This is a genomic window from Paratractidigestivibacter sp., assembly GCF_052362415.1.
Classification (GTDB): Bacteria; Actinomycetota; Coriobacteriia; order Coriobacteriales; family Atopobiaceae; genus Paratractidigestivibacter.
This window is the reverse complement of record NZ_DAWEMK010000032.1, coordinates 1-6,647: the sequence shown is the minus strand read 5'-3', so window position 1 is coordinate 6,647 and position 6,647 is coordinate 1. Positions and strand designations below refer to the sequence as shown.

The following is a 6,647-nucleotide window of genomic DNA, read 5'->3' as shown; positions in this document are numbered from 1 at the left end:
TGTCCCTACTGCGGAAAGCCGCATTTCAACTTCGGCGATGACGAAGAGGGAGTCGAGATGTGGATAAATGAGCCAAATCCGAGCAGCTCGGATTCCCGCATAAGGAGGACGAATGAGCGAGCTGAAGCTCAAGAAATGCCCGTTCTGCGGCGGGCCTGCCGAGATAGTGGACAACAGCCGATACGACCCCGGCACCTACTTCGTGGGCTGCCTGTATTGCGGTGCGCGGTCGGACTATGAGCACGGCGAGGAGAATGCCGCAGAACTTTGGAACGGAAGGGTTGAGTCAAATGGTGACTGACGAAGAGCGGCGCGAGGCGGTAGAGAATCTGCGTTGCCTATCCTACATGAACCGCGTCCGCTACAAAGAAGAGTTCTATGAACTGCCCGAAGTGCGGGGCGATAATCGAGCGCCGTGCGTGAGGTAGTCACCGGCGCTTGGTATGGTGGTCGAAGCAAACCGAGCGCGATTGGGGTATGCGAATGGCGTGTAGGCTACCTGTAGGAGATGGGCCAAAAGGCCCATCTACAAAGTCAACACATCCGTTGAGGGACGAGTGGGCGCTCCGGAAGGGGCGCTCCTCTTACGTCCTGTGGACGGACGAGATGATAAGGCGGATGCAGGCGCACCCGGAGCGGACGGCGGCGGAGATCGCGGCGGAGCTCAGGGTGACGCCGAGCGCCGTGAGACACGCGCGGCAGCGGTACGGGCGCTTCTCGACCGGAACGGATGGGCTGTGCATCGTGTGCGACGCGCGGCCCGTGTTCGACACGTCGGCGCAGGCGAAGAAGTGGAGGCTGTGCAAGGGGTGCTATCTGGCGGAGCGGAAGAGACGGCTCGAGGAAGAGGCGGAGAGCAACCGCATACGTCAGGCCGCGCACAGACGGCAGAAGCTGGACGGAGGCGCTTGAGAGGCTGGCCGAGGCAATCGGAATCAAGCCGACCAAGGTCGAGTAGCCGAAAGGCCACGGGAAACCGGGGCCTTTTCTTTAAACGTTACCCCCTTTTTACGCTCGTGGGCAAACGCACGCGCTTGTCCACGTGCGTAAAAAGGTGGGAACGTTCGCGTTTCCATATGGCTATCTACCAGCGGAAATGTGATTTTGTGGCGGGAAAAGGGCGTGAAAAACTGACCAAGGAGGGCATCGAGGATGCCGTCCGCCTGTGCCGTGCCGGAATGACCGACAGGGACATCGCCGCATATCTCGGGGTCGCACGCGAGACGTACAGCCGCTGGATCAACCACCCCAGAACAGACAATCAGCGTCAACTGTGTCACGTTCTAAAAAAGGCCGAGGTCGAGCGCAAGGCGACGCTCGTGGGCCGCATCATGGACGCGAGCGGCGACAGCTGGCAGGCGGCGGCGTGGCTGCTCGAGCGCAAGTACCCGCAGGAGTACGCCAAGGCGCAGCGCATCATGGACACCACCGACACGGCGGTACTCAAGGCCGCCAAGGAGCTGGTGCTGTCCGTGCCGTCCTCAATCGGCGGGGACGAGTAGCCGATGCCGCTCACGAGGATGCAGCGCGAGTACCTCGCCAACTGCACGCACCGCTACAACGTGAAGTGCGGGGCGACGGGCTCGGGCAAGAGCTACGTCGACATAGCCGTGACCATACCGCAGAGGCTTCTCGCCATGAGGGGCGAGGGACTGGCGGTGATGATCGGGAACACCCGATCGACGCTCGAGCGCAACATCCTCGAGCCGATGCGCTCGCTCTACAGCGAAGACGTCGTCAGCCAGATCGGGCGGGACAACACGGCCCAGATATTCGGGCGCAAGGTCTACTGCCTCGGGGCGGACAAGAAGACGAGCGTATCCAAGATTCAGGGCGCCACGTTCGAGTGGGTCTACGGCGACGAGGTCGCCACGTGGAGCGAAGACGTGTTCCAGATGCTCAAGAGCCGCCTGCGCTGCGAGCACAGCCGCTTCGACGGCACCTGCAACCCCGACAGCCCGAACCACTGGTTCAAGCGGTTCCTCGACGGCGACAGCGACATCTACAGGCAGGACTACACGATCTGGGACGGCGCTCTGGCACCGGATGTCATCGAGGCCCTCATCAAGGACTACGGCAGCGGCGTGTACTACGACCGCTACATCTTGGGCAAGTGGACGCTGGCCGAGGGCCTGGTCTACCCCGAGTGGGAGGGCGCCCTCGAGAGCCGGTATACGGGCGGCGCCGCCAAGTACGCGGTGTCTTGCGACTACGGCACGCAGAACGCCTTCGCGGCGCTGCTGTGGGCATTTGACGGCAAGGTGTGGCACGTGGTTGACGAGTACCGCTACTCGGGCCGCGACACGGGGCACCAGAAGACGGACGCCGACTACGTGGCCGACATGGCCGACTTCGTGCGCGGGCTGAGCAAGCCGCCCAAGTTCATCATCGACCCGAGCGCCACGAGCTTCATCGCCGCGATGCGGCAGGCCGGGTTCAAGACCAAGAATGGGCGCAACGACGTCGCGGACGGCATACGAGAGACGGACGTGTGCCTGGGCAACGGCACGGTGCGCATCTCCGATGCCTGCGCGGGGCTGATAGGCGAGCTCGGCGGCTACTGCTGGGACGCCAAGGCGGACGGCGACAAGCCCGTCAAGGTCGAGGACCACAGCTGCGACGCGCTCCGTTACGGCGTGGCAACACTGCGCATGTACAAGCCTGCGAAACGGCAGGTAAACCCATTTTTTGAAGGGAGGTAGCGGCTTTGTCTAAGGGGCCTTTGGTGACCGATGGCGACCTCAAGGCGGCGGCGTCGGCGACGGCGTTCGCGGCAGATGCCATCGAGCGGCACATGTCGAGCGAGATGTACCGCAACGCCGTCACCGCGAACGAGTACTACCGCCAGCACAACGTCACGATCAACCGTTTCGTGCAGAAGATCTACTCGTGCTCCGGTGCCGAGGCCGAGGACTTCACGGCCTCGAAGCTGAGGCTGGCGAGTAACCTGTTCAAGCGCCTAAACGTCCAGCGCTGCACGTACTCGCTCGGTAAGGGCGTGAGTTTCGTGGACGTCTCGGCGGGCGGCAAGGACACGACCAAGGAGGGACTTGGCGACCGCTTCGACGACGACGTCATGGAGATAGGGCTCAAGGCGCTCATCCACGGTGTGTCATTCCCGTTTTGGAACCTCGACCACATCGACGTGTTCACCGCCGACGAGTTCTGCCCGGTGTGGGACGAGTACTCGGGGGCGCTATACGCCGGCGTGAGGTTCTGGCGGCTCGACTCCGACCACCCGTGGCACGCGACCCTCTATGAGCAGGACGGCTACACGGAGATGGTGTCGGGCGGCAGCGGCTTCGACTTCGAGGTGGCCGAGGCCAAGCGCGCCTACAAGGTCACGTATCGGGAGATACCGGCGGACGGGATGAAGCTGGCCGTCGATGCGGAGAACTACTCCCGCCTGCCCATCGTGGCGGTCTGGGGCAGCGACGCGCACCAGAGCACGCTTGTCGGCATGCGCGAGAGCATCGACGCCTACGACCTCATCAAGAGTGGCCTGGTGAACGACACGCGCGACTGCGCACAGATCTACTGGCTCATCAACGGAGCCGGCGGCATGGACCTCGACCTGTGGCGGGCGAAGCTCAAGCTGACGCACGTGGCCGAGGTCGACGCCGAGCAGGGGCAGTCCGCGACGCCGTACACGCAGGAGGTGCCCGTCGAGGGCCGCAAGGAGACGCTGGCGCAGATCAAGGCCGACATCTACGAGGACTTCGGCGCGCTGGACGTCCACACCATCGCGGCGGGGGCGACCAACGACCATATCGACGCGGCATACCAGCCGATGGACGAGGAGGCCGCCGAGTTCGAGCGCCACATCCGCGAGGGTATCATGGACATCCTCGCATTGCAGGGCATCGAGGACACGCCTGTATTCACGCGCACTCGCATCAGCAACACCAAGGAGCAGGTCGAGACCGTGTGTCTGGAGGCCGAGTGGCTGGACGAGGAGACGATCCTGCGAAAGCTGCCGAACATCACGCCCGACGAGAGGGCGAAGATTTTGGAGCGCAAGCAGCGGGAGCAGGAGGAGCGCATGGCAGCGCTGCCGCCCGCCCTGGCGGCGAACGCGAAGGGCGCCCAGAAGGGCGACGACAACGACGAGGACGAGGATGAGGAAGGTGATGAGTGATGGCGGCATTGCAGGTGCTTGACGGCGAGCTGTGGCAGTGGGACACCGGGCGCGAGGTCGAGGTTGTCGGCTGCGAGCAGGTGCATTTCGCCAAGTCGACCACGGGGACGTGCTACACGGTTGCGGTGGCCGACAGCAAGGCGAAGATTCCCGACGAGCTGCTCCAGGCGGCTGGGCGCGTGTACGCATGGGCCTACATCACGGACGAGGCTTACGGCGGGCGCACGCGCATCGAGGCGCTCTGGGACGTAAAGAGGCGAGCCAAGCCCGCCGAGTACATCTACGAGCCGAGCGACCAGCGCACCATCAAGGACGCGGAGACGGCGCGAGACGAGGCCAAGGCCGCGCAGAAGGCGGCGGAGGCCGCACGCGACAAGGCTGTCGCCGCCGAGGTCAAGGGGGCACGCGCCACGACTCTCGCCTCGGGCTCGGAGGCAACGGCGGCGATGGAGGGCAACGTGCTGGTCGTCGGCGTGCCGAAGGGCGACGCGCTGAGATATAGCGACCTCACCGCCGAGCAGATCGCGGAGCTCAAGAAGCCCGCGACGGACGCGGCGGCTGGCGTGAACAAGGTCAACAACGAGTTCAAGCAGCTCAAGGCTTCTGTCGAGACGGCGGAGAAGAGCCGCGCCGACGCCGAGGCGGGGCGCAAGGAGAAAGAGACCGAGCGCGGGCAGAACGAGACGGAGCGCAAGGAGGATGAGGCCAAACGCAAGACCGCCGAGCAGAAGCGCGAGCAGGATTCGACCAAAGCCCTCGCCGACGCGCAGGCGGCTCTCAAGGACGCCAAGACGGCAGCCCTGAACTACCAGTCGATTATCGACTCGGCGGCTGCCGTGACGGCGCTGGGACTCAAGAAGGTAAACGGCAAGATTTGCCAGATGCGAAAGGTAGGTGCCTAAATGGCCGATACGCAGGCAACCGAGCAGGCAACCGAGGGGTTCGAGTACGCGGACCCGCTGGCATCGGACAAGGCGGTGTGGGCGCTTGTCGGCGCGGTAAAGAATCTGGGCGACCAGAAGGCGCTCGAGCGCGACGCCTCGACCGGGCGCTATAAGAACGCGAGCATCGCCGCGATGGTCGACAAGCACAAGACGGGGCTGGTGTACACGTTCCTCATCCCGGCGGGCAGCCCCACCGACATCAAGCCGATGAGCGCCGCCGCGAAGCGCGTGGCCTCCACCGAGTTCGTGCCCGCGACGGCGACGAGCGCGGCTGTCGACCCGTTCGACACCGAGGGCGGCCCGTGGTTCCACGTGTCCGCCAACGCCGGTGCCGACGCCGACGGCGTGCCGTGGGTCGAGGCCATCGACGGCGTTGACTACGGCTTCTCGCGCGTGGACAACGGACACGGCAACAACGTCTACGAGATCGCGCCGGTCGTTTGGCAGGCGGTCGAGGTGCTGGCGAACGGCAACCTGCTCGTCTCGTGGTCCGACAGCCGATTCAGCGGCTCGCAGCCGAACCCCAAGGCGTTGCTGCCGGACGGCACGCTGCGACCGTACATGCTGACGCCGACGTATCCCATGAGCATCGACGCTGAAGGGCGCCCGCGCTCCGTCTCGGGCGCGAAGGTCGCCAACCGCACGACGTCGCACGACTCGCTCGTCGACCTTTGCAAGACCGCGACCACGGGCTACTCGGGCATGAGCGTCTACGACCAGTGGTATATCAACTTCCACCAGTTGACCAAGACGCTCTGCAAGTCCTCCCAGGTGGACTTCACGGGCTGCACGGACTTCAACATCCAGATCCACCCCACGCTTGCCGAGACGGGCGTCACGCGTGTGGTCGTCACCGCCGAGCAGGCGGCGAAGATTCCCGTGGGTGCGTCGATGATGTACGGCACCGACACGGGCACCACGTGCCCAGACCGAGGCGCCGCGGCGGCGTACGACGTGTTCGACGGCGCGGTCGTCGGCGGCAAGGAGACGCTCGCAGACGGCAACGTGGCGCTTCTCATGGACGTCGCCAAGGCGTTCGACACGACCGTGAACACATGGCTCCAGAGTGCGCCGTGGTGCACGGGCAACACCGATGCCCTCGTTGGCGACGGCCAGGTGGCGAAGGACGGCAAGCATCCGTTCAAGGTCGGCGGCGTCGAGACGGGGCTGGGCCTGTGGGAGTTCATGGGCGATACGCTCTTCGTCTCCGACGGCACGGGCTTCGGCATCGCGGTCAACCCCGACACTCGCAATGAGAAGAAGAATGCCGTGGCGGACGGGGTGACCCCGACGGCGGCGTGCATGCCGACGGCAGATGGCTACATGCTCGACATCCAGTTCGTCAATGGCCTTATCTTGGGAAAGGGGCTCGGTGGCTCGGCGACGACCGGTGTCGGCGACTACTTCTACTTCGACACCTCCGGCGGCAAAGTCAAAGGCACAATCCGTCTGGTTCCGTTCCTCGGCGGCCTGTGGTACGGCTCGGGCGCCGGTCTTCGTTACGCGCACTCGGGGCTCTGGTCCGGTCGGGCCGCTTGGAACTTCGTCTCCCGGCTTTCTGCTAC

7 protein-coding genes are annotated in these 6,647 nt (G+C 64.7%); 6 read left to right on the top strand and 1 reads right to left on the bottom strand.

What is annotated here, in order from left to right:
- Positions 1–112 precede the first annotated feature (112 nt).
- A complete protein-coding gene (locus ACT84W_RS04770) occupies positions 113–301 on the top strand; it encodes a Lar family restriction alleviation protein (protein WP_444328374.1) in 189 nt (62 codons plus the stop codon).
- 283 nt (positions 302–584) lie between these two features.
- Here the strand turns inward: ACT84W_RS04770 and ACT84W_RS04765 are convergent, their stop codons facing one another.
- A complete protein-coding gene (locus ACT84W_RS04765; RefSeq protein WP_444328373.1) occupies positions 585–806 on the bottom strand; it encodes a hypothetical protein in 222 nt (73 codons plus the stop codon).
- Between the two features lie 270 nt (positions 807–1,076).
- On the opposite strand from ACT84W_RS04765, the gene ACT84W_RS04760 reads away from it, so the two are divergent.
- The 5 genes from ACT84W_RS04760 to ACT84W_RS04740 all read left to right on the top strand — a co-directional run.
- Positions 1,077–1,502: a helix-turn-helix domain-containing protein gene (locus ACT84W_RS04760; protein ID WP_006234196.1), complete on the top strand. Its 426-nt coding sequence runs from the start codon at positions 1,077–1,079 to the stop codon at positions 1,500–1,502.
- Positions 1,503–1,505: 3 nt separating this feature from the next.
- Positions 1,506–2,702 carry a PBSX family phage terminase large subunit gene (locus ACT84W_RS04755; RefSeq protein WP_444328372.1) on the top strand — a complete coding sequence of 399 codons (1,197 nt, stop codon included), beginning with the start codon at positions 1,506–1,508 and terminating at the stop codon, positions 2,700–2,702.
- Between the two features lie 23 nt (positions 2,703–2,725).
- Positions 2,726–4,138, top strand: a complete 1,413-nt coding sequence (locus ACT84W_RS04750) for a phage portal protein (RefSeq protein ID WP_444328371.1) — start codon at positions 2,726–2,728, stop codon at positions 4,136–4,138.
- Positions 4,138–5,040, top strand: coding sequence for a hypothetical protein (locus tag ACT84W_RS04745; RefSeq protein WP_444328370.1), 903 nt, complete (start codon positions 4,138–4,140; stop codon positions 5,038–5,040). The genes ACT84W_RS04750 and ACT84W_RS04745 overlap by 1 nt, the downstream gene beginning before the upstream one ends.
- The coding region (locus ACT84W_RS04740) for a hypothetical protein (RefSeq protein WP_444328369.1) at positions 5,041–6,647 on the top strand (1,607 nt) is incomplete at its 3' end. It lies immediately after the preceding gene.